We start from the raw sequence: 21,014 nt of genomic DNA on the forward strand, positions 1-21,014 counted from the left end.
GGGTCGTGCCGTTACGGGTTGACCGTGATGGTGAAGGTGGACGTGGTGTTCCGGATGTTCTGGTGGTTGTTGCTCATCCGCAGGTTGTTGAAGACCGCCGAGCCGACCGCCGGACCCTGACCGGGCTCCGGCATCTCGTTCGCCCAGATGCCGAAGCCGGACTTCGCGTCGTACGCGTCGCCGCTGCGCTGCGCCCCGGTGATGGAGATGTTCGTGAACACGGTGTCGGTCACCGGGTTCTCCGGGCTGCTGCCGTTGTATTTGGTCTGGAACATGATGCCGTGATAGGTCGGATCCACGATGTCGACGTCACTGACCCGGATTCCGCGCATCTCTTTCGACGCGGAGAAGACCCATATTCCGGGGAAGGTCTGTGCGCCCCAGAAGTGGCCGCCGGACCGGACTATCGAGGCGTTCTCCACCCGGGTGATCCCCGGCCCGAACCCGACGAACGGATAACCGAAGTCGAGTGAGCTGATGGTGATCCCGGAGTAGACGAGCTGGTCGGCGATGTACATGTTGCGGAAGGTGTTGTTCTGCCCGCCGTACACGGCGACTCCGGCGGCCCGCCAGGTGAGCGTGGCTGTCAGGTTCTCGAAGACGTTGCCGGTGTTCGCCCCGCCACCGGCGTCGGTGGCGGAGAAGAGTGCGAACGCGTCGTCCCCGTTGCCGCGCGCCTCGACGTTGCTGACCAGGTTGTTGGTGCTGCCGTTCGTCATGTTGACCGCGTCGGCGAAGGTGTTGCGGATCCGCGAGTTCCTGATCGTGATGTTGCTGACGTGCACGCCCCAGAACATGCAGACGGTGTGCTCGACCCAGACGTTGTCGAAGGTCAGGTTCGACACGTTCTGCAATTCGCCCCAGACCTTTCCGGGGCCGTCGATCCGGGACGTGTAGTTGCCGAAGAAGGCGAGGTGCTCGAAGGACGAGCCGTTCGCCGTGCCCTCGACCCGGAAGCCGGCGTCGGTATTCTCCTGGCCCGGCGGGGTGGCGAACCGGGTGTACCACATGCCGGCGCCGACCACCTTCACCGCCTTGCCGTACACCTGGAACTTGGTGGAGGTGCTGTAGGTGCCGGCGGGCAGGTAGACCCCGACCAGATTGCCGGTGGTGTCCATCCGGACCCGGTCCAGCGCGTTCTGCACGTCGGAGTGGCTGGTCCCGGCCGGGGTGGTGTAGCGGGCCGGGTCCGGGTTCGGTCGCGGCGAGACCTGCTCGGTGTTGACGAAGTCGATCGCGTACGTGGTGCTGTTGGCCGGATCCTTCTGCAACCTGATCCGGCTGCCGGCCGGGATCGACGAGTTGAGCATCACGTTCGCCTCGTCGTAGATGTGCCGGGGTCCACCGGAGCCTGGCGAGTTGTTCGGGCTCGCCTCGGCCCCGTAGAGCCAGGCGTACCGGCTGGTCAGGTCGATGGCCTTGTGGAAGCTGCCGTTGACGTAGATGTTCAGCGTCGAGTTGGTGCCGCCGCCGCCCGGGGCGTCCGGGATGGAGAAGCGGGTGACCAGGGTGTTCGTCGGGGCCCGGGTGGTCCACTCGACGTAGGCGCCGGTGCTGTTCAGGGTCACCGCGCGGCGACCGGACGCCTCACCGGCGTGGTCGCCGACGGTCCGGTTCGGCCCGACGACCGCCGCGCCGCCGCCGAGTACACCGTCCTCGGCCTCGTACATCTCGTACGGCATGTTGGCGCCGCGCCCGACGAAGAACGGCGTGTCGCTCGTGTTGTTGCCCTGCTTCACCGGCAACTCGTTGGCGTCGGCGGCGAGCACGGTCCGGACGGTGTACCGGCCGTTGGCCGCGGTCCAGGTGCCGAGGTTGACCGGTGCGGTGCTGGCCCCGGCCGCGATCGTGCCGGTGTACGAGCCGGTGAGCGTGCGTACCGCCGTGCCGCTGGCGTTCAGCACGGTCACCGTGATGCCGTGCGCCCCGCCGGCCGAGGCGGTGCTGCCCTGGTTGCGGATCGCCACCGTGAAGGTGACCGTCTGGCCGTTCGCCGGGGTGCTCGGCGACCAGCTCGGGATCGCCACCAGGTCCGAGCTGGCCACCGGGGCGACGGTCAGCGGGGACGGGTTGGTGAGGCTGTTGTTGGTCTCGCTCTGCTCGACGACAGCGTTCGACTCGTCCACCTTGGCGGTCAACTGGTACGTGCCGGCGCTACGCGGCCCCGCGTTCGCGGTGACGGTACTGCTGGCCCCGGCCGCCAGTGCGCCGACGGCGGTGGTGCCGACCAGGGTCGTACCCAGGTAGAAGTTGACGTTCGTGGCGCCGGAGGCGGCGGTGCCGGCGTTGCGGACGGTGGCCGAGACGGTGATCGCGGTGGTCTCGACCGGCGCGGCCGGGCTCCAGGTGGCGGCGGTGACCGTCAGGTCCGGGTTCGGTGCCGGCACGCCGAAGACCTGGAACTCGGCGACCTGGCCGGCCGGCGCCCCGCTGTTCGAGGTGATCGAGAGCCGGATGTCGGCGACGTTGCCGCTGACCGGGATGGTGACGCTGTTGCCGCTGCTCGGGTTGAAGTTGTGCAGCGTCGCCGCCGACAGGGTGCCGAACGACGAGGCGCTCTGCTCGCGGCCGAGCACCGCGATGGTCTGGCTCCGCGGCCCCCAGGCCGGATCCGGGTTCAACCGGACCACCACCGAGCTGACCGTGGCGTTCGCGCCGAGCTGCACGGTGAGCACGCTCGGATAGGCCCCGCCGGCCCCCTCCCAGTACGTCGCCACGTTGCCGTCGTTGGCGTTGGCGGCGACGAAGGTGTGCACGGTCGACGAGGCGGTGATCGGCTTGCCGACCGCCAGGTTCGTCCCGGGCGGGTCGCCGGTGCCGGTACGGGTCACCGGGTTACTGTTCGGCGACACGTTCCCGGCGGCGTCCCGGGCCCGTACGTGGTAGGTGATGGTCGCGCTGGCCGGCTGGCTGTCGGTGTACGTGAGCACGTTGCCGAGGTTGGCCCGGAGTGCGCCGTTGGCGTAGACGTCGTAGCCGACGACGCCGACGTTGTCGCTGGCGGCGTTCCAGGTCAACCGGATCTGCCCACTGGCCGGCTGGGTGTAGGCCAGGTTGCCCGGCGCGGTCGGAGCCTGGCTGTCCGGGCCGCCGGTCGGGCCGTGCACCTCGAGTTCGGAGAGTTGACCGGCCGGCCAGCCGTTGTTGGCGGTGATGTGCAGCCGCAGGTAGCGGGTGTTGGTGGCCGGCAGGTTGATGGTGACGGTGTTGCCGCTGGCCGGGTCGAAGGTGTAGCCGGTGGCGGCGACGAGGGTGCTGAAGGCCGAGCCGTTGCTGCTGTTCTGCACCGAGAGGGTCTGGGTCCGGGTGCCCCAGCCGGACGGCAGCTTGAGCACGAGCCGGTTCACGTCGGCGGCGGAGCCGAGGTCCGCCTGGATCCACTGTGGGAACGCGTTGTTGGCGCTCTCCCAGTAGGTGCCCTGGTTGCCGTCGCCCGCGTTGCCCGCCGGGTACTCCGGATGGGAGCTGCTGGCGCTGATGCTGGCGGCGACCGCGACCTCGGCCCGCTGTGGGCCGTCGTCGGGCCGGGCGGAGGCCGGGGTCGGGAGGAGGGATCCGGCGGCCACGAGTAGTCCGGTGGCGAGCGTCGCCGTGATCAGGCGGGGCGGTGGTAGCTGTCTCATCGTGTTCCCTTGGCGCTCGTCGGAACCGACTGGAGGTGCTGCGAGCGACCGGGCCTGGTCGGCGGCTGGCCCGGCTGCCGCCCGCCGCCGAAGGCGAGCGGTGGCGCCCTCCGTCCGCCTCGCCACCGCCGCCGCGAACCCGCCGAGGGTCGATCCCCGAGGCAGCCGGGGAAGGAGCACAGAGGACGCCTGTCGAAAAATTCCGGCAAGTGAACGGCTATATGGCAGCCACAAACCAGAAACTTGCGTGCTGTCGTCGTAATGTTGCAGACAGGCTACGGCCGCGTCAACACCTCGGCGGATCAGTCCGGTTCGATGTGGCGGGAGTGCGCCGATTTATTCGGATCGATCAAATTTGCGAGGGCGCGGGCGTCGGAGCCGAGTTGCCGGCCGGCCGGCGGGTACCCACTGGCGGGCGGGCGCGACACTGTAGCGACCTGATCACTTCGTCAGCGACCCGATCGCTTCGTCAGCTACCTGATCACTTCGTCAGCTACCTGATCACTTCGTCCCCTCCGGAGCGCCCTCGATGTGGTCCCTCGGCATTCCCACCTCCGTCTGGGTCTACCTGGCTACGGCGGCGGTGGTCTTCGTCGCCGCCCGGACGTACCGCCGCCGGCTGATCCAGCAGCCGTCCCGGCTCGAATCAGGTGACCTCGTTCCGCAGCAGGTCGGCTACCTGCACGCGGGGGAGCGCCTCGCCGTGTACGCCTCGCTGGCCGGCCTGCGCGCCGCCGAGGCGGTACGGCTGACGCCCGCCCGCACACTGGGCACGAGTGGCCCGCTGCCACCCGGCGCGACGGCGCTGGACGAGGCGGTGCACGCGGCCGCCGGTGCCGGGGTGGCGCAGCAGGCACTCCGGGCCGATCCCCGGGTGGTGGCGGCGGTCGGGCGGATCCGGGACGAGTTGGCGGAGGCCGGGCTGCTCATCGGTCCGGCCGCGTCCCGCCGGGTCCGGCGCGGCTCCAGGCTGATGCTGCTGTTGATCGTCATCGGTGTGGCCGGAATCAGCGGCGACCTGGTCGGCGGGCGGTCGCCCGGTTGGCTGGGCCTGGCCACGCTCGCCGTGTTCTGCGGCTACCTCCTGCTGATCGCCAAGCTGCCCCGGGAGAGCGCCGCCGCCGAGGTGCTGCTCGGACAGCTTCGCCGGACGTACGCCCACCTGAGCCCGGAGCACCGGCCCGCCCTGACCACCTACGGCCCGACGGCTGCGGCGATGGCGGTGGCATTGTTCGGTACCGATCTGCTCAGCCAACTCGACCCGGAGATGGGCGCCGAGGCGTACCTCGAACACCGTCCCCTCGACACCGGGCCGACCGGTGCGGCGGGCTCCGGCTACGCCGACCACGGCGGTGCCGACAGTGGAAGCGGCGACGTCGGAGGAGGCGGGGGCGGCTGCGGGGGTGGCGGTGGCGGTTGACCGGGAGAGGGCGAGCGGTGCTGACAGACGGGCGGGCGCGTGCCGGGGTCGATCACCTAGACTCCGTGATCATGCGACGTGCCGGCCCCCATCCCGTCTTCATCGTGCTGCTGCTGCTCTCCTTCGTCGGGCTGATTGTCGCGCCGATCATGGTGGCCTGGGCGATCGAGATCTGCATGCCCAGCCCCGGCGATGCCTACGACCCCAACTGCCAGTACGAGGCGAGCGGGGTGGAGACGCTGGCGATCGTGACGGCGATCGGCAGCCTGACGACGATGCTCGGCGCGGTGGGCTTCCAGGTCGGCCGGAACGTCGTCGCGGCGGCCCCGGCAGCACAGCCCGGCTTCGTCCCGCCACCGTCGCCGGGATCCGGCCGGCCTGCGGCGTACCCGACGGGGCGGCCGGTCTCCGGCCCGGGACAGCCGCCGGCCTGACGATGACCCGGCCGACCATCGCGGACTTCTGGTTCGACCCCTCCTGCCCGTACACCTGGACGGCCTCGCGCTGGCTGTTGGAGGTGGCGAAGGTCCGGCCGGTCGAGCCGCGCTGGCACCTGATGAGCCTCTCGGTGCTCAACGAGGGCCGGGACGACGACCCGGAAGGCGACCCCGAGGGCTACCTCTGGGTACCGGTGCGGATCTGCGCGGCGGCACTCCAGGAGCACGGCCCGGAGGCGCTGGCCCGGCTCTACACGGCGATGTGGACCACCGCCCGGGGCGACGGGAACTGGCTCGGCGACCTGCACACGGCGCTGGACGCCGCCGGCCTGCCACGCGAGCTGGTCGAGGCCGGCAGCTCGGACAGGTACGACGAGGCGGTGCGTGCGTCGCACGCCGAGGCGATCGCGCTGGTCGGCGAGCACGTCGGCACCCCGATCATCGCGGCGACCGGTGTCGACGGCCGGCGGATCGCCTTCTTCGGCCCGGTCATCTCCCGGATCCCGACCGGCGAGGAGGCCGGGCGACTCTGGGACGGGACGTTGCTGGTGGCCGGGGTGTCCGGCTTTCACGAGCTGAAGGGCCGGCCGCACGCCGAACCCCAGCTCGACTAGCGCGGGCCGACCACGGGCGGAGCCGGGCGTTGCGCCAGCCGGGCCCGCAGCGCCTCGGCGCCCGGGTGGCCCAGCGTGTCGAACATGTCCAGCGCCTGCTGCCAGTACTCCCGGGCCCGGTCCGGCTCCCCGGAGCAGCGCAGGCCCTCCCCGATCAGCTCCAGGGTCTCGGCCTCGAATCCGTGCGCGTGTGTCCGCTGGAAGAGGTCGCGCGCCTCGTAGAGCCGGGCGAGGGCGTGCCGGTGCTCTCCGGCGTGCAGCAGCGCCCCGCCGAGGTTGAACAGCGCCGAGGCGATGCCCGCCGGGTCGGCCAGCTGCCGCCGGACGTCGAGCGCCTGTGACAGGCAGCGGATCGCCTCCTGGTGCTTCCCGACCCCGGAGTACGCCCGACCGAGGTTGCCCAGCGTCATGCTCTGGTCGTACCGGGAGGCGACCTCCCGGCGGATCTCCAGGGACGCGGTCAGGTGGTCGATCGCCTCCTGGAACCGGCCCTGCCGGCCGTACGCGATCCCGAGGTTGTTCAGTGTCCGTGCCTCGGCGTGCCGGTCGCCGACGGCGCGGCGGATCTCCAGTGACCGGGTGAGCGAGTCGATGGCGTTCTCGATCTGGCCGAGCTGCCCGTAGGCGAGACCGAGACCGCTGAGGATCAGTGCCTCGGCGGCCTGGTCACCCGTCAGGCGTGCCGCGTCGAGCGCGAGCCGGCTGGTGCCGAGCCAGTCGTGCCAGTTGCTGCGGCGGTCGAAGTAGACCCGGAGCACGGCGGGCAGTTGCCAGGCGATGTCGTACCTGCCGTGCCGGAAAGCGGTGTTCACGGCGGCGACCAGGGTGCTCTGCTCCGCCGTGAGCCACCCGTACGCCTCGTCGTCGGTGTCGAACGCCGGCAGGTGGGGCGGCCGGTCCCGCTCGTCCAGCGAGACCTCGATGTTGTACGGGAACAGCCGGCACCTGGCCGCACCGGCGGCGTACAGGTACCAGGTGAGGATCCGGTCGACCGCGGCACCGGTACCGTCCCCGGCGTCGTCACAGTCATCCTCGGCGGCCCGTGCGCCGGCGTACTCGCGGAGCAGGTCGTGCAGCCGGTAGCGGTCGACGGTGATCGGGGTGACCAGGTGCTCGTCGCAGAGCCGTTCCAGGATCTGCCGGGCCAGCTGCGGCGGCGCGCCGATCAGCGCCGCCGCCGAGTCGACTGTGAAGTCGTCGCCGGGGTGCAACCCGAGCAGCCGGAACAGCCGTGCCGCGGCCGGATCGAGGGCCCGGAAGGAGAGGTCGAAGACGGCGCGGATCTGCCTGTTCCCGACCGCCAACTCGCCGAGACGGTTGCCCTCGGCTTCGAGCCGGGCGGCGAGGTCGCCGAACGTCCAGGCCGGGCGGGACCGCAGCCGGTGGGCGGCCAGCACGAGCGCGAGCGGCAGCCGCCCGCACAGGTCGGCGACCCGGCGCGCACCGGCGGGGTCGGTGGCGACCCGGTGCTCTCCGGCGACCCGGCCGAGCAACGCGTGCGCGTCCTGCGCGGTGAGCACGTCCAGGTTCAGCGTGTGTGCGCCATCGAGGGCGAGTACCCGACGGCTGGTCACCAGGACCAGGCTGGTCGTACTGGCCGGCAGCAGCGGTGACACCTGCTCCTCGTCGGCGGCGTTGTCCAGCAGCACCAGGGTGTGCCGGTCGTGCAGCCGGTCCCGGTACAGCGCGGCGCGGGCGGCCAGACCGTCCGGGATCTGCTCGCCGGGTACCCCCAGCAGGTAGAGGAAGGAGGCGAGCACGGTTGCCGGATCGGCGGGCGGTTCGTCGGCGTGCCCGTGCAGGTCCACGTAGAGCTGGATGTCGGCGTACCGTCCGGACCTGACCAGCCGGTGGGCGAGGTGGACGGCGAGCCGGGTCTTGCCGACCCCGGCCATCCCCTCGATCGCGGAGATCACCACCGTGCCGCCGGTGTCGGCGGAGCCCGGCAGGGCGGCCGCCAGGATCTCCAGCTCGGCCCCGCGACCGGTGAACTCGGCGATGTCCGGCGGGAGCTGGCGGTGCGCGCTCACCGCCGCGCCGCTCCCCGGCGGTGTCGTCACCTCCTGGCGGAGCACCCGCCGGTGCGCGGCGAGCAACTCGGGTCCCGGATCCGCGCCGAGTTCGTCCGCGAGCCGTCGGCGCAGCCCTTCGAACACCCGCAGCGCCTCGGCCTGCTGACCGCTGCCGGCCAGCGCGAGGATCAACCGCGCGTGTGTGGCCTCGTCCAGCGGGTCGGTCTCGACGGACTGCCGCAGCAGCGGCAGCACCTGGTCGGCGCGGCCGAGCGCGATGGCTACCTGGGCGTACTCCACGACGACCGACCGCCGTTCCCGGTCCAGCGCCACCGCCTCGGGCAGGATCCGCAGGCTGGCGAGGTCGGCCAGCGTCGCCCCACGCCACAGGCCGGTCGCCTCCCGGTACCACTCGTACGCGGTCGCCGGATCACCGTCCCGGTGGGCGTCGCGCGCCCGCCCGACGAGACGGCGGAAGTCGAGCAGGTCGAGTTCGTCGTCGGTGACGGTGAGCCGGTAACCGCCCCCGGTGGCGACCAGCCGATCCGGGTGGATGACCCGCCGGTCCTGGTGGACGGCCGGCGGATCCTGACGGGTGGCCGGCCGGGCAGCCCGCAACCGCTGGCGTAGCCGGGACACGTGACTCTGCACCAGGGCGGCGGCGCCGTCCGGCGATCGCCCGCCCCACATCAGCTCGACGAGGGTGTCCAGCGGGACCGGCCTGTTCGGATGCAGCGCCAGCACGGCCAGCAGGATGCGCTGCTTGGCCGGCCCCGGATCCACCCCCACCCCGTCGACGAGGATGGCGAGCGGACCCAACACCCGCAACCGCAGGCCGCACGCGGCTGGTTGGCTGCGTTGCCCGAGGCGTAGGAGGCTCGCCGTCTCCCCGGCGGTGAGGCCGAGGGCGGTGGCGAGCCGGCGTAGGGTGCCGGGACGTGGCGCGGCGACGCGCCCCTGCTCCAGGTCGCGTACCCCACCGACGCTCAGTCCGGCCAGGGCGGCCAGGTCCCGCTGGGTCAGACCGGCGCGTTCACGGAACTCGCGAAGGGCACCGGGAAGTCCCGCCGCACGCACAGGTCCGTCACCGCCCGACCGGTCCTCGGGTCGCTCCCGATCGATACTCCTGGGTAACCGTACAACGACGCGGCGCCCGTACCGAATCCGTAGTCGGTTGTGGACACCTCCCGCGACACGTCGCCGACCAGCCTCACCGGCGCCCACCTGCGGTTGGCCGGAGGTCAGGGTTCGGCGAGCGTCGTTTGGCACCGTGGAGGGCGTGACGATCGAGCGAACGCACCGCGGTTATCCGGTGCACGGACTCCGAACCGCGCAGCAACGGGCGGTACGGCATGGATAGGCCGTTGCTGCGGAGCCTGCGCGACCCGGTCGAGCAGCGGCTGCTGCGCGAGGCCCTGGAGGAACAGGCCCGGGACGGGCGCGATCCGCTGGCCCGCGACATGGCCCGGGACGTACTCGCCGGCAACATCACCCTCTACGAGGCGGTCGGCTCCAGTGTGTACGGCGAGGTGTTCGCCCAGCAGGCGGAGCAGTACGCGAGGTGGTGGCAGGAGTTGCCCGACGACGAACGGGAACGGCTGTACGCCGAGGGCAGTGAGGCGATGGCGAGGGCGCGGGAGGAGGAGGGCTGATGACGGTGAAGGTGCGCACCGCCGACCTGCGCGGGTACGTCAAACTGCTCAACCGCAACGCAGAGGCCAACGACCAGGTCCTCGCCTATCTGCGGCAGTGGTGCGGTCAGGAGATGCAGGCCGTCTCCTCCGAGGGGCTGCTGGCCAAGGCGCTGAACTTCCACGACCGGATCTACGACGACGCGGTGACCCTGGTCACCCAGCTCGGTCAGGCCCTGCGCGGCTCCGCGGCCGAGCTGGAGAAGGCCGCGAAGCTCTACGACGGCAGCGACGAGGCGGCCAAGCAACGATTCGAGTCGTCCCAGTACGTCGCCAACGGCACCCCGCAGCGGGAGGGCTGGGAGGCGGGGCACTCCGGTTACGGCGACTACATGAACCCGCTCGACCCGGTCTCCGGCGGCACGCCGAGTTACACGGAGTTCAAGGACCCGACGAAGTTCCTCGACAAGATCGCCGAGGTCAGCATGACCGGGATGATCATGAATTTCATCGAGGAGGCGACCGGCACCAATCCGCTCCAGAAGATCGTCGAGTTCCTCACCGGTGACTGGGAGGCGTACAGCCGGACCGCCGGGGCGTGGCGGGCCATCGGTGAGGCGCTGGAGCGGATCGGCAAGAACATCGACCGGGGTCTCGCCTCGCTCGACCACGCCTGGGACGGCGGCGCCAGCGAGGCGGCGTACCAGGCGTTCCAGGCCCTCGCCGACCTGTTCAAGGGGATGTACGCCCGGTTCATGGAGGTGCACGAGGCGTACGAGCAGTTCGCGCAGTTCGCCATGCACACCGCCTCGGTACTCGTCGACACCCTCAAGATGGTGATCGACCTCGCGATCATCGCGATCGCGAAGCGGAAGGGGGTGTTCGGCGACGCGATGGCGGCGTTCTACATGGTCAAGATCGTCAAGTGGGTCGGGTACATCGGCTGGACGATGCTGACCGCCCGGGGCACCATCGCCACCATCTTCGGTGCCATGGCGGGGGGCGGGAGTTCACCGCTGCGCGGTACGGGGGTGATGGCTTATGACGCATCCGGGATATGACGGTGTGATCCGGGGCGCCGGTGAGGTCTCCGCGTACGGCTTCGACGACGAGCAGGACGATCCGTTGCGGAACGTACGCCACCTGCTCGACCGGCTGTACACCGCCGAGGGCGGATCGGAGAGCGAGTACGTCGAGCTGATCAGGCAGATCCTCTGCGCGAATCTCGAACGGGACGCGCCCCAACACTGACGTTGCCGACCTGGGGGAGGGGGGAGCTGGGCCGGGCGGCCACGACTGCGCCGACGGCGGGACCTGCCCGCTGCGGCGACGGTCGGCCGCCCGGCTCCGCTCCAGCAGCCGGTGGTCCGTGGCCGGCCCGTCTCGCGTTCCCGCTCAACCCGTCTCGCATTCCGGTTCAGCCCGTCTCGCGTTCCGGTTCAGCCGGGCCACTGCCACTGCGCGACCATCGGGTGGTCCTCGCCGTACCGTCGGGTGTGGTCGCGGCACTCCTGCCGGGCGTCGACCATCTCCTGCCGGAGGTCGGCGGCCCGCACGGCCAGCCCGGGCACCCGGTCGATCACGTCCATGACCAGGTGGAACCGGTCGAGGTCGTTGAGCATCACCATGTCGAACGGAGTGGTGGTGGTGCCCTCCTCCTGGTAACCCCGGACGTGCAGGTTGGCGTGGTTCGCCCGGCGGTAGGTGAGCCGGTGGATCAACCAGGGATAGCCGTGGTAGGCGAAGATCACCGGCCGGTCCCGGGTGAAGAGGGCGTCGAACTGTGGGTCGGCCAGCCCGTGCGGGTGCACTGTCGCGGGTTGCAGCCGCATCAGGTCCACGACGTTCACCACCCGTACCCTCAGCTCGGGCAGGTGCCGGCGGAGCAGGTCGGCGGCGGCCAGCGTCTCCAGCGTCGGTACGTCGCCGGCACATCCGAGCACCACGTCCGGCTCGGCCCCGGCGTCGGTGCTGGCCCACCCCCAGACCCCGAGCCCACGCCGGCAGTGCAGTTCCGCCTGCTTCATCGGCAGCCAGTTCGGGGCGGCCTGCTTGCCGGTGATCACCACGTTGACGTAGTGCCGGCTGCGCAGGCAGTGGTCCATGGTGCAGAGCAGCGTGTTGGCGTCCGGTGGCAGGTAGACCCGGACGATCTCGGCCTTCTTGTTGGTGACGTGGTCGATGAAGCCCGGATCCTGGTGGGAGAAGCCGTTGTGGTCCTGCCGCCAGACGTGGCTGGAGAGCAGGTAGTTGAGCGACGCGATCGGGCGGCGCCACGGGATGTCCCGGGTGACCTTGAGCCACTTGGCGTGCTGGTTGAGCATCGAGTCGACGATGTGGATGAACGCCTCGTAGCTGGTGAAGATCCCGTGCCGGCCGGTCAGCAGGTACGCCTCCAGCCAGCCCTGGCAGAGGTGTTCGGAGAGCACCTCCATCACCCGGCCGCCGGGGGAGAGGTGGTCGTCTCCGGGCTCGATCGTGCCCAGGAACGTCCGGTCGGTGACCTCGAAGACCGGGGTCAGCCCGTTCGACTCCACCTCGTCCGGGCCGAAGAGGCGGAACCGGTCCGGGTTCGCCGCGATCACGTCCCGGAGCCAGCCGCCGAGCACGCCTGTGGCGCCGGTGGCCGGGCTGCCCGGCCGGTCCACCCCGACGGCGTACCTGCGGAAGTCGGGCAGGACCAGGTCGCGCAGCAGGGCGCCGCCGTTGGTGTGCGGGTTCGCGCTCATCCGCCGGTCGCCGCGTGGAGCCAGCTCGGCCAGCGCCGGGCGTGGCGCGCCGGTCGCGTCGAAGAGCTCCTCCGGCCGGTACGACCGCAGCCAGCCCTCCAACTGGGCCAGGTGGTCGGGATTGTCGCGTACCCCTGACAGCGGGACCTGGTGCGACCGGAACGTCCCGGCGATCTGCTCGCCGTCCACCTCGCCCGGCCCGGTCCAGCCCTTCGGGGTCCGCAGCACAAGCATCGGCCAGCGGGGCCGGCGCATCGGCCCGCCGGCACGGGCCTGCCGCTGGATCTCGGTGATCTCGTCAAGCGCCCGGTCCAGGCAGGCCGCCAGCTCCCGGTGCACCCGGGCCGGCTCGTCCCCGGCCACCACGTACGGCCGGTAGCCGTAGCCACCCAACATGTCCAGCAGGTCCTGCTGGGGCATCCGGGCCAGCACGGTCGGGTTGGCGATCTTGTAGCCGTTGAGGTGCAGGATCGGCAGCACCGCACCGTCCCGGGCCGGATCGAGGAACATCGTGGAGAGCCAGCTCCCGGCCAGCGGACCGGTCTCCGCCTCGCCGTCGCCGACCACGCAGGCCACCAGCAGGTCGGGGTTGTCGAACGCGGCACCGTAGGCGTGCGCGAGCGAGTAGCCCAGCTCGCCGCCCTCGTGGATCGACCCCGGCACCTCGGCCGCGACATGGCTCGGGATCCCGCCCGGGAAGGAGAACTGCCGGAACAGCCGGACCATCCCGGCCTCGTCCCGGCTCACCGACGGGTACAGCTCGGAGAAGGTCCCCTCCAGCCAGGTGTTCGCGATGATCGCCGGAGCGCCGTGCCCCGGGCCGGTCACCATCATCACGTTCAGGTCGCGGGCCACGATCAGGCGATTCAGGTGTACGTAGACCAGGTTAAGCCCCGGGTCCGTGCCCCAGTGCCCCAGCAGGCGCGGCTTGACGTGCTCCGGCCGCAGCGGCTCGCGCAGCAGCGGGTTCGCCAACAGATAGATCTGCCCGGCGCTGAGATAGTTGGCCGCCCGCCAGTACGCGTCGATCCGGCCCAGTTCCTGGTCGGTGAGCCGAGGCTGCGGGTCCAGCGCGGTCTTCATCACCCGAGCCTGCCCCGAGCCGGCCCGGTCCGTCACCGGAACGGCGATCTCGACAGGCTTCGGTCACTCCTGGATGTAGACGCCGTGCGCGCTGCGCACCACGACCACCGGCGAGGCCGAGTGGTAGAGCATCGCCTGGCTGACCGAGCCGAGCATGCCGCGCCACGGCTCGTCACCACGGGCGCTCACCACCACCAGTTCGGCCCGCCGGGTCTCCTGGGCCAGCGCCGACTCCGGGTCACCGGTCCGGACCCGCTGTTCCACCCGCACCGAGGGGTACTTCCGCTGCCACGGCGCGACCGCCTCGGCGAGCTGCTCGACGACCTCGGACGGGGCGCCGCCCGTGCCGTCCGGGTCGCAGACCTGGACCACGACCAGGTCGGTGCAGTGCCGCACGGCGGTGTCGAAGGCGTAGTCGAGGGCGCTCAGCGAGCTGGCCGAGCCGTCGACCCCGACCAGTACCGGCCCGCTCAGCGGGAGCTGTTCCCGGGCGACGAGCACGCTGCACCCGGCCCGGGCCGCGAGCTGCACGGCGGTGGCGTCGGGCGGGGTCGGCACGTCGGAACCCGCCGACAGCCCACCGTCGCCGATCACCAGCAGCGCGGCGGAACCCGACTCCCGGAGCAGGGTGGTGATCACCGGTCCCTCGATGAGCGCGCAGGTGACCTCGACGCCCCGCTGGGCCTCGATCGCGACGGCACCCGCCCGTTGCAGCAGTTCCTCGGCGGGACGGCGGGGCTCCTCCGGCATCGGCTCCGACGGGTTCGCGACCCAGTTGAAGGTGTGCACGATGCGCAGCGGGCGGGAGTGCAGGACCGCCTCACGGGCCGCCAGCCGGACCGCCGTCATGCCCAGCCGGGAGTCGTCGACCCCGACCACGACCATCGCCTCCGGTGGGGCGTTCACCGTCGCCCCTCGGCTCCTGGCCCATCGCCGGCTACCTGGCGTATCCGTCGCACCAGCCGAGCGTATCGGGGCGGTACGGCCGCCGTCGGCGGATTCGGCCAGTACGGCCGCCGGACGGCCGGCCGGTGGTGGCCGGGATGCGCGCTGTCAGTGCTCGACCCGCAGCACGGCAACCGTGGCGTTGTCCCGGCCACCCGCGACCAGGGTGTCGGCGAGTATTCCCCGGACCGTCTCGACGAGACTGCCGGTCGCGCCGAGCCGGCTGGCCAGCCGCTGGTAGTCGAGCTGTTCGGCGACCCCGTCGGTGCAGAGGCAGTAGACGTCCCCGGGCCGTAACGCGACGTTGAGCAGATCCGGCTCGGGCATGGCCGGGTGGCCCACGTAACGGGTCAACTGGTAGCGGGCGGCAGCCGCGGCCGGGGAGTCCGCCGGGTACCAGCCGTAGACGGCACCGAGCCAGGCGGCCGTGTGGTCGACGGTGAGCAGTTCGAGCAGCCCGTCGCGCAGCCGGTACGCGCGGGAGTCGCCGATCTGCACGATCCAGCCGGACAGCTCGGCCACCCTGGCCGGGTTCGACGCCTCGGCGGCCTGGCGACCGGACGGGATCGGACCGGTGTCGACCGCTGCGCCGGCCGGCGGGACGACCACCAGGCCGGTGAAGGTGCAGCCGGTCAGCTCGTTCAGCTCGGCACCTGCCGCCCGGACCCGGGACTGTGCCCGGGCCATCGCGGCGCGCAGCTGACCGGGGCCGATCTGGGGCGCGGTGGCGCGTACCTCGGCGACGAGCGTCTCCATGGTGGTGCTGCCGGCGACGGTGCTGCCCCGGCCGTCGCCCATCCCGTCGGCGACCGCCAGGAACGGCAGCGCCGGGTCGACGTGCAGTACGTCGAAGTTCGCCGAGTACCGCTGACCCACCCGGCTGCCTCCGGCGGCGTCGAGCCGGTGGCCGGCGAGCGGATAGCTGCGGGTGACGTCGCCCTCGGCGGGCATCCGGTCCGGACCCGTCACGGGGCTTCGGTGCATGGCCGGGAGGTTAGCAGCATTTGCCAGGCGGCCCGGGCGGATGTGCGAATCCCCGGGCAATCTCCACCGCTGCCGGTTCCACGCTGGCTGGGCCTGGTCCCGTTGTGCCGCGCGGGTGCGGGCTCGACTGCGAGGATGGTGCGGTGAACCTGCCCGACGTGCTGCGCCGGCACCGGCTGCTCGCCGTCGTACGGGGCGACGACCCGGATGCGGCGCTGGCCAGCGTACTCGCGCTGGCCGAGGCGGGCGTCGCACTTGTCGAGGTGTCGCTGACCTCCCGGGACGAGGTCGGGGTACTCGTCCGGGCCCGGGCGGCGTTGGGTCCGGACGCGCCACTGGGCGCCGGTACGGTGCTCACCGAGGCCGACGTGGTGCAGGCCGAGCAGGCCGGCGCGTCGTTCGTGGTGACGCCGGGGCTGGTGCCGGCGGTCGCCGAGGCGGTCCGGCTCGGGCTGCCCGCCCTGGTCGGTGCGCTGACCCCGACCGAGGTGGTCGCGGCCGGTCTGGCCGGGGCGGCGGCGGTGAAGCTCTTTCCCGCGTCGCTAGGTGGCCCGGCCTATCTCCGGGCGCTCCGGGAGCCGTTTCCGGACGTGCCGTTCGTGCCGTTCGGCGGGGTGGACGTCGAGACGGCTCCGGAATACCTGTCGGCGGGTGCCGTCGCGGTGGCCGCCTCGGAGTCCCTGCTCGGCACGGCGCCCGAGGGTGGTGACCTGGCCGCGCTGCGGCTGCGGGCCACGGCGTTCCGCGCCGCCGTCTCCTGAACGGCCCGACCTGAGCCGTCCGGGTGGCGTGTGGTGGGTTCTGTTCGCTGGCAGCGGATCCGCCGAGGGCGTAAGGCTCTGGTAGCCCTAGTGGCGGCTGCCTAACCTCCCCGGCATGAAGGTCACCAAGTTGCTTCCCCGGCTGTACATGCTCGAGTTTCCCGTCGGCCATGCCTATCTGTGGGTGGCGGGTCCAGGCGATCTCACGCTCGTCGACACGAGTGTTCCCGGCTCGGCACCGCTGATCGCCGAGGCGATCGAAGGGCTCGGTCATCGCCGATCCGACCTGCGGCGGCTGTTGTTGACGCACTCCCACGAGGACCACGTCGGCTCGGCGGCGGAGGTCGCCACCTGGGGGGACGTCGCCGTGTACGCCCACCGGGTCGACGCGCCGGTGATCCGAGGGGTGGCGACCAACCTGCCGCCGAAGCTCACGGACTGGGAGCAGGTCCTGCACGCACAGGTACACACCCAGATGCCCACCGCGCCGCCCGACCCCGTACGGGTGGATCACGAACTCGACGACGGCGACACGATCAACCTCGGTGGTGGTACGACCGCGGTGGCCGTCGCGGTACCCGGTCACACCCCCGGCAGCGTCTCCTTCCACCTCCCGGAGCCGCGGGTGTTGTTCACCGGCGACACGATCGCGCGGATGCCGGACGGCAAGGTCATTCTTGGCGTGTTCAACGTCGACCCCGCGCAGGCCGCCGTCTCCTTCGCCCGCCAGGCGGAACTCGACGTCGAGGTCGCGTGCTTCGGGCATGGCGAGCCCGTCACCGAGAACGCCTCGGCTGCGCTCAAGGCCGCGGTGCACGACCATCGGGCCGACCCAAGCAACTGACTATTGTCGATGTGATGCCCTCGTCGACAGTGCACGCGACGTCGACGCCAGCGCTGTTTCCGTCCGCTGGAGGAGGCGCGTGCTGGCAGGTCGACCGCTGTGGAAAATCGCCGTGGGTTTCTGATTCCTCCCGGTAGGGTCGCCGCCGTACCTGTCGATCGGCGGCATGGCTACGGTGCGCGCTGCCCTTCCGGCGTACCAGCTGCCGGGGCCACCCCGAGGTAGTGCGCCGCCTTGCCGATGTCGTGACATCCAACGGATCCGGAGGCCTCCAGCAGTGGGCCAGAAGACGTACCAGGTCATCGTGCGCGGCAGGTTCGCGCCGCTCGACGACGACCAGCGGGCCGCGTTGCTCGCCAAGGCCGACGAACACGACGTGTTCCGGGCGAGGTTCACCGAGGAAGGGACCGTGACCTACGAACGCTCCCTGGTCGGGTTCACCTTCCGCTGCCTGGTCCCGGCCACCGGGGAGGAGAGGGAGCCGGTCGTGGTCGGCAGGGCGGAAGCGCTCGCTGCGGCGGCCGTCCGGGAACTCGGTGCCGACCACCGCGACCTCACCTCGGTCGTGACCGATCTCGACGACATCAAGATCCGCCGCCGGTAACGCTGGCCACCGGCAACCTCCGACCGCCCGGAGTACTGCCACACCGTCCCGGCAGCCAAACGCCAGCCGCGAACGGCTGCGTCAACTGGGGTTGACAAATGGCATGCTGTCAACTTAAGTTGACAGCATGAGTCAGGCAACGGATCTGGCGGCGGCGGCCGGCAGCACCGATCCACGGATCGGGCTGCGTGCGGTGGTGGCCCTGCGCCGGCTGTTGGAACGCCTGGAGGTCGTCCAGGTCGACAACGCCCGGCGCCAGGGCTGGTCCTGGCAGGAGATCGCCGACGCGCTCGAGGTCAGCAGGCAGGGAGTACACAAGAAGCACGCCGGCCGGGCGTCGGCGCGTACCCAGGGAGGCACATGATGTTCGAGCGGTTCACGGTGCAGGCCCGGGACGTGGTTCGGGGGGCCGTGGCGGCCCGCGAGCGGCTGGGGCACCGCAACGTCGGGACCGAGCACCTGTTGCTCGCCCTGCTCGACCCGGAGAAGAGTTCCGTCGCCGGGCTGCTCAACAAGGCAGGCGTGGACGCCGCCCGGGTGACCGAGGCGATCGACCGGAAGATCGGCCGGGGCACCGACGAGCTCGGCGAGCGCGAAGAGGAGGCGCTCCGCTCGATCGGCATCGACCTGGCGGCGGTGCGCTCGAAACTGGAGGAGTCGTTCGGCGAGGGTGCGCTGGCACCGCCACCGGCCCGGTCGACGCGGCGCGGCCTCTTCGGCGGGTGGGAGCTGTCCAGCCGCTTCTCCAGCCGGGCCAAGAAGGTGCTGGAGCTGGCCCTGCGCGAGGCTGTCCGGCTCCGGCACCGGGAGATCGGCGCCGAGCACATCCTGCTCGGACTGCTCCGCGAGGGCAACGGGTTGGCCGCGCAGGTGCTGACCGAGGCCGGACTGGATCTCGCCGAGCTGCGCCGCCGTACCCTCGACTCCCTCCCCAGGGCCGCCTGACCGGCGCCGGCCAGATCCGGCCGGGCCGGATCTGGCGGCCCGGGGCTCAGGTCGCCGGCCGGGCGGTGATCTGTTCCTCGGGCGCGAACGGCGGATCACCCGCCGGTCAGCACGGCGGTCGGCGCGGGTCAGCCGGCAAACCCGTCCGGCATGCGCGATTGGTCACGTGCGTCCGGCTCGCTGCCGGGGCCAAGCTGCTGCACACTGACGCCGTGAAGGCGCATGAGCAGAGCACGGACGACGTACCGGAGGAATCCCCGGCCGGCGGTGCCGGCGGTCCGAGGTCGGCGGTGGTGGTCAACCCGGTGAAGCAGGATGACCTGGACGGGCTGCGCCATACCGTCACGGACACGCTGTCCGCCGCAGGCTGGCCGGAACCGGCCTGGTACACCACCACGGTGGACGACCCGGGCGAGGGGCAGGCCCGGAAGGCGATCGAGGCCGGCGCCGAGGTGGTCTTCGTCTGCGGTGGCGACGGCACCGTGATGTCCTGCGTCGGCGCCCTGGTCGGTACCGAGGTGGCGATGGCCATCCTGCCGTCGGGCACCGGCAACCTGCTCGCCGCCAACCTCGGGCTCTCGAACGACCTGGCCGCCGGGCTGGAGGTGGCGATCGAGCAGGGCCGGCGACGCATCGACGTCGGCGCCTGCGGAGACCAGTACTTCACGGTGATGGCCGGGATGGGCTTCGACGCGAAGATGCTCGAGGCCACCTCGGAGACCACCAAGGCCCGGGTCGGCTGGCCGGCGTACGTGGTGGGAGCGCTGCGGCACCTGCGGGACCGGCCGATGCGGGTGTCGATCCAGATCGACGACCAGCCGCCCCGACGGCGCCGGGCCAAGACGGTCCTGGTGGCCAACGTCGGGCGGTTGCAGGGCGGGGTACGACTGCTCGCCGACGCCGAGCCGGACGACGGCTACCTGGACGTCGCGGTGCTCACGCCCCGGACGATCAGCCACTGGCTCTCGCTCGGCTGGGCGGTGCTGCGGCGCCGCCGCCGGATCCCCGGGATGGAGGTGTGGCGCGCCCGGCAGGTCACCATCACCAGCAACCGGGCCCAACCGCGCGAGTTGGACGGGGACGTCATCCCCGCCGGCCGCGCGCTGAAGGTGTCGGTACGCCCCGAGGCGCTCTGGCTCTGCGTGCCGAGGCCGGCGACCGAGCCCGACCTGGCGGTGGACGCCGACGCGGTCGCCGAGCGCGGAGAGCGGCGGGTGGAGGAGGCGCAGTGAGCAGTACCCGGCTGGTCCCCGAGACCCGCTGTATGGCCGACGACGAACTCTCGGCCGACGACGCCTGGCACACCCTGCGCCGGCACGGTGGCTGGCATCTGGTCCGGGATGCCTTCATCCGGTTTCGCTACGGCGACGCGTTCAGCCACTCCCGGGCCCTGGCCCTGCAACTGTGCCTCGCCGTGGTGCCGTTCCTGATCGCGCTGGCCGGTCTGATCAGCGACCTCGGGGTCGACTCGGGCGGTCTGGTGGTCGCCGACACCGTGATCGCGCTGACGCCCGGCGCCAGCGACGAGGTGGTCAAGGAACTGCTCGTCGACTCGGAGCAGACGGAGGACGCCGGCGAGCTGGCCCTGGCTCTCGGTCTGCTCACCGGGCTGGTCGCGTTGACCACCACGATGGCCCAGGTGGAGCGCGGGGCGAACCGGATCTACGGGGTGGAGCGGGACCGGCCGGCACTGTGGAAGTACCTCCGGGCCGCCGTACTGGCGCTCACCGCCGGGGCACCCGCGCTGGCCGGCTTCCTCCTCCTGGTCGGCGGCGGTGAACTGGGCCGCTCGATGCAGCGGCACTACGACTGGTGGGGGCCGTCGGCCAGCCTCGCCTGGAACGTGTTGCGCTGGCCGGTGAGCCTCGGGCTGACCGTCCTCGCCGTCGCGGTGCTCTTCCGGCACGCGCCGCGCCGCCGGCAGCCGGGCCTGTCCTGGCTGCTCTTTGGTGCCGGGTTCAGCATCGCGCTGTGGTGGCTGGCCAGCATCCTGCTCGCCGGCTACGTGTCCTACAGCGACGCCTTCGGCGCCACCTACGGCGCGCTGACCGGGATGATGGCGCTGCTGCTCTGGGCCAACCTGACCGGCATAGCGCTCTTCGGTGGGCTCGCCTTCGCCGCCCAGTTGGAGGCGATGCGGATCGGCGAGCACGAGCCGGCCGAGCCGGACCGCTGGGAGCCGGACCGGACCGACCCGGGGCTGGCGGAGGTGACGGGTGTCGATCCGGCGGAACGGCTCGGCCGGCTCGTACCCGAACCACGGGTCAGCGAGGGGCGGGTGGCCGACGCCGTCGGATCCGGGCCGGAGCCGCGCGACGGCTGACGGGTGTACGGTGCCCGCCGCGCGGGTACCGGGCACGCCAGAACCGCGAAGGGAGTTCT

General features: G+C 71.6%; 18 protein-coding genes. 13 read left to right on the top strand and 5 right to left on the bottom strand.

Going from position 1 to position 21,014, the window contains the following annotated elements; all coding sequences use genetic code 11:
- Positions 1-11: 11 nt before the first annotated feature.
- Entirely contained in the window at positions 12-3,623 is a 3,612-nt protein-coding gene (locus tag CLT71_RS35630; RefSeq protein ID WP_101370974.1) for a discoidin domain-containing protein, read from the bottom strand.
- Positions 3,624-4,152: 529 nt separating this feature from the next.
- Here CLT71_RS35630 and CLT71_RS35635 point away from each other — a divergent pair.
- From CLT71_RS35635 to CLT71_RS35645, 3 genes are all read left to right on the top strand, one after another.
- Positions 4,153-5,043: a TIGR04222 domain-containing membrane protein gene (locus tag CLT71_RS35635; RefSeq protein WP_101370975.1), complete on the top strand. Its 891-nt coding sequence runs from the start codon at positions 4,153-4,155 to the stop codon at positions 5,041-5,043.
- Between the two features lie 71 nt (positions 5,044-5,114).
- The gene (locus CLT71_RS35640; RefSeq protein ID WP_143743757.1) at positions 5,115-5,477 is read left to right on the top strand and encodes a hypothetical protein; all 363 of its coding nucleotides are present in this window, start codon (positions 5,115-5,117) and stop codon (positions 5,475-5,477) included.
- Positions 5,478-5,479: 2 nt separating this feature from the next.
- Positions 5,480-6,094 (top strand): mycothiol-dependent nitroreductase Rv2466c family protein, encoded by a 615-nt coding sequence (locus tag CLT71_RS35645; RefSeq protein ID WP_101370977.1) that lies wholly within the window; start codon positions 5,480-5,482, stop codon positions 6,092-6,094.
- Here the strand turns inward: CLT71_RS35645 and CLT71_RS35650 are convergent.
- The gene (locus tag CLT71_RS35650) at positions 6,091-9,183 is read right to left on the bottom strand and encodes a tetratricopeptide repeat protein (RefSeq protein WP_101370978.1); all 3,093 of its coding nucleotides are present in this window, start codon (positions 9,181-9,183) and stop codon (positions 6,091-6,093) included. The genes CLT71_RS35645 and CLT71_RS35650 overlap by 4 nt on opposite strands.
- A gap of 275 nt (positions 9,184-9,458) precedes the next feature.
- Here CLT71_RS35650 and CLT71_RS35655 point away from each other — a divergent pair, with 275 nt between their 5' ends.
- Genes CLT71_RS35655 through CLT71_RS35665 form a run of 3 tightly spaced genes read left to right on the top strand, consistent with a single transcriptional unit; the run spans position 9,459 to position 10,988 of the window.
- Positions 9,459-9,758 (top strand): hypothetical protein, encoded by a 300-nt coding sequence (locus CLT71_RS35655; RefSeq protein ID WP_143743758.1) that lies wholly within the window; start codon positions 9,459-9,461, stop codon positions 9,756-9,758.
- Positions 9,758-10,798, top strand: coding sequence for a WXG100-like domain-containing protein (locus CLT71_RS35660; protein ID WP_101370980.1), 1,041 nt, complete (start codon positions 9,758-9,760; stop codon positions 10,796-10,798). The genes CLT71_RS35655 and CLT71_RS35660 overlap by 1 nt, the downstream gene beginning before the upstream one ends.
- A complete protein-coding gene (locus CLT71_RS35665) occupies positions 10,779-10,988 on the top strand; it encodes a hypothetical protein (protein ID WP_143743765.1) in 210 nt (69 codons plus the stop codon). The genes CLT71_RS35660 and CLT71_RS35665 overlap by 20 nt, the downstream gene beginning before the upstream one ends.
- A gap of 188 nt (positions 10,989-11,176) precedes the next feature.
- On the opposite strand, the gene CLT71_RS35670 is transcribed toward CLT71_RS35665, so the two are convergent.
- The 3 genes from CLT71_RS35670 to CLT71_RS35680 form a co-directional block, all read right to left on the bottom strand.
- Positions 11,177-13,549 carry a phosphoketolase family protein gene (locus CLT71_RS35670; protein ID WP_101372065.1) on the bottom strand — a complete coding sequence of 791 codons (2,373 nt, stop codon included), beginning with the start codon at positions 13,547-13,549 and terminating at the stop codon, positions 11,177-11,179.
- A 63-nt stretch (positions 13,550-13,612) separates the two neighbouring features.
- The gene (locus CLT71_RS35675; RefSeq protein ID WP_143743767.1) at positions 13,613-14,455 is read right to left on the bottom strand and encodes a universal stress protein; all 843 of its coding nucleotides are present in this window, start codon (positions 14,453-14,455) and stop codon (positions 13,613-13,615) included.
- A gap of 147 nt (positions 14,456-14,602) precedes the next feature.
- Positions 14,603-15,478: a PP2C family protein-serine/threonine phosphatase gene (locus CLT71_RS35680; RefSeq protein ID WP_486483631.1), complete on the bottom strand. Its 876-nt coding sequence runs from the start codon at positions 15,476-15,478 to the stop codon at positions 14,603-14,605.
- 143 nt (positions 15,479-15,621) lie between these two features.
- Between CLT71_RS35680 and CLT71_RS35685 the strand changes: the two genes are divergently transcribed.
- The 7 genes from CLT71_RS35685 (at position 15,622) to CLT71_RS35715 (ending at position 20,955) form a co-directional block, all read left to right on the top strand.
- On the top strand, positions 15,622-16,239 hold the full coding sequence (locus CLT71_RS35685) for a bifunctional 4-hydroxy-2-oxoglutarate aldolase/2-dehydro-3-deoxy-phosphogluconate aldolase (RefSeq protein WP_101372067.1): 618 nt from the start codon (positions 15,622-15,624) through the stop codon (positions 16,237-16,239).
- A gap of 115 nt (positions 16,240-16,354) precedes the next feature.
- Positions 16,355-17,083 (top strand): MBL fold metallo-hydrolase, encoded by a 729-nt coding sequence (locus CLT71_RS35690; protein WP_101370983.1) that lies wholly within the window; start codon positions 16,355-16,357, stop codon positions 17,081-17,083.
- A gap of 277 nt (positions 17,084-17,360) precedes the next feature.
- Positions 17,361-17,687 carry a DUF6204 family protein gene (locus CLT71_RS35695; RefSeq protein WP_199187825.1) on the top strand — a complete coding sequence of 109 codons (327 nt, stop codon included), beginning with the start codon at positions 17,361-17,363 and terminating at the stop codon, positions 17,685-17,687.
- 127 nt (positions 17,688-17,814) lie between these two features.
- Positions 17,815-18,051, top strand: coding sequence for a helix-turn-helix domain-containing protein (locus tag CLT71_RS35700; protein WP_101370984.1), 237 nt, complete (start codon positions 17,815-17,817; stop codon positions 18,049-18,051).
- Positions 18,051-18,632 (top strand): Clp protease N-terminal domain-containing protein, encoded by a 582-nt coding sequence (locus CLT71_RS35705; RefSeq protein WP_101370985.1) that lies wholly within the window; start codon positions 18,051-18,053, stop codon positions 18,630-18,632. The genes CLT71_RS35700 and CLT71_RS35705 overlap by 1 nt, the downstream gene beginning before the upstream one ends.
- 293 nt (positions 18,633-18,925) lie before the next feature.
- Complete coding sequence (locus CLT71_RS35710) at positions 18,926-19,864, top strand: diacylglycerol/lipid kinase family protein (protein WP_486483757.1); 939 nt, start codon at positions 18,926-18,928, stop codon at positions 19,862-19,864.
- Positions 19,861-20,955: a YihY/virulence factor BrkB family protein gene (locus tag CLT71_RS35715; protein WP_101370986.1), complete on the top strand. Its 1,095-nt coding sequence runs from the start codon at positions 19,861-19,863 to the stop codon at positions 20,953-20,955. Before CLT71_RS35710 ends, CLT71_RS35715 begins: the two co-directional genes overlap by 4 nt.
- Positions 20,956-21,014 lie beyond the last annotated feature (59 nt).

It is taken from the genome of Plantactinospora sp. CNZ320 (assembly GCF_002846275.1).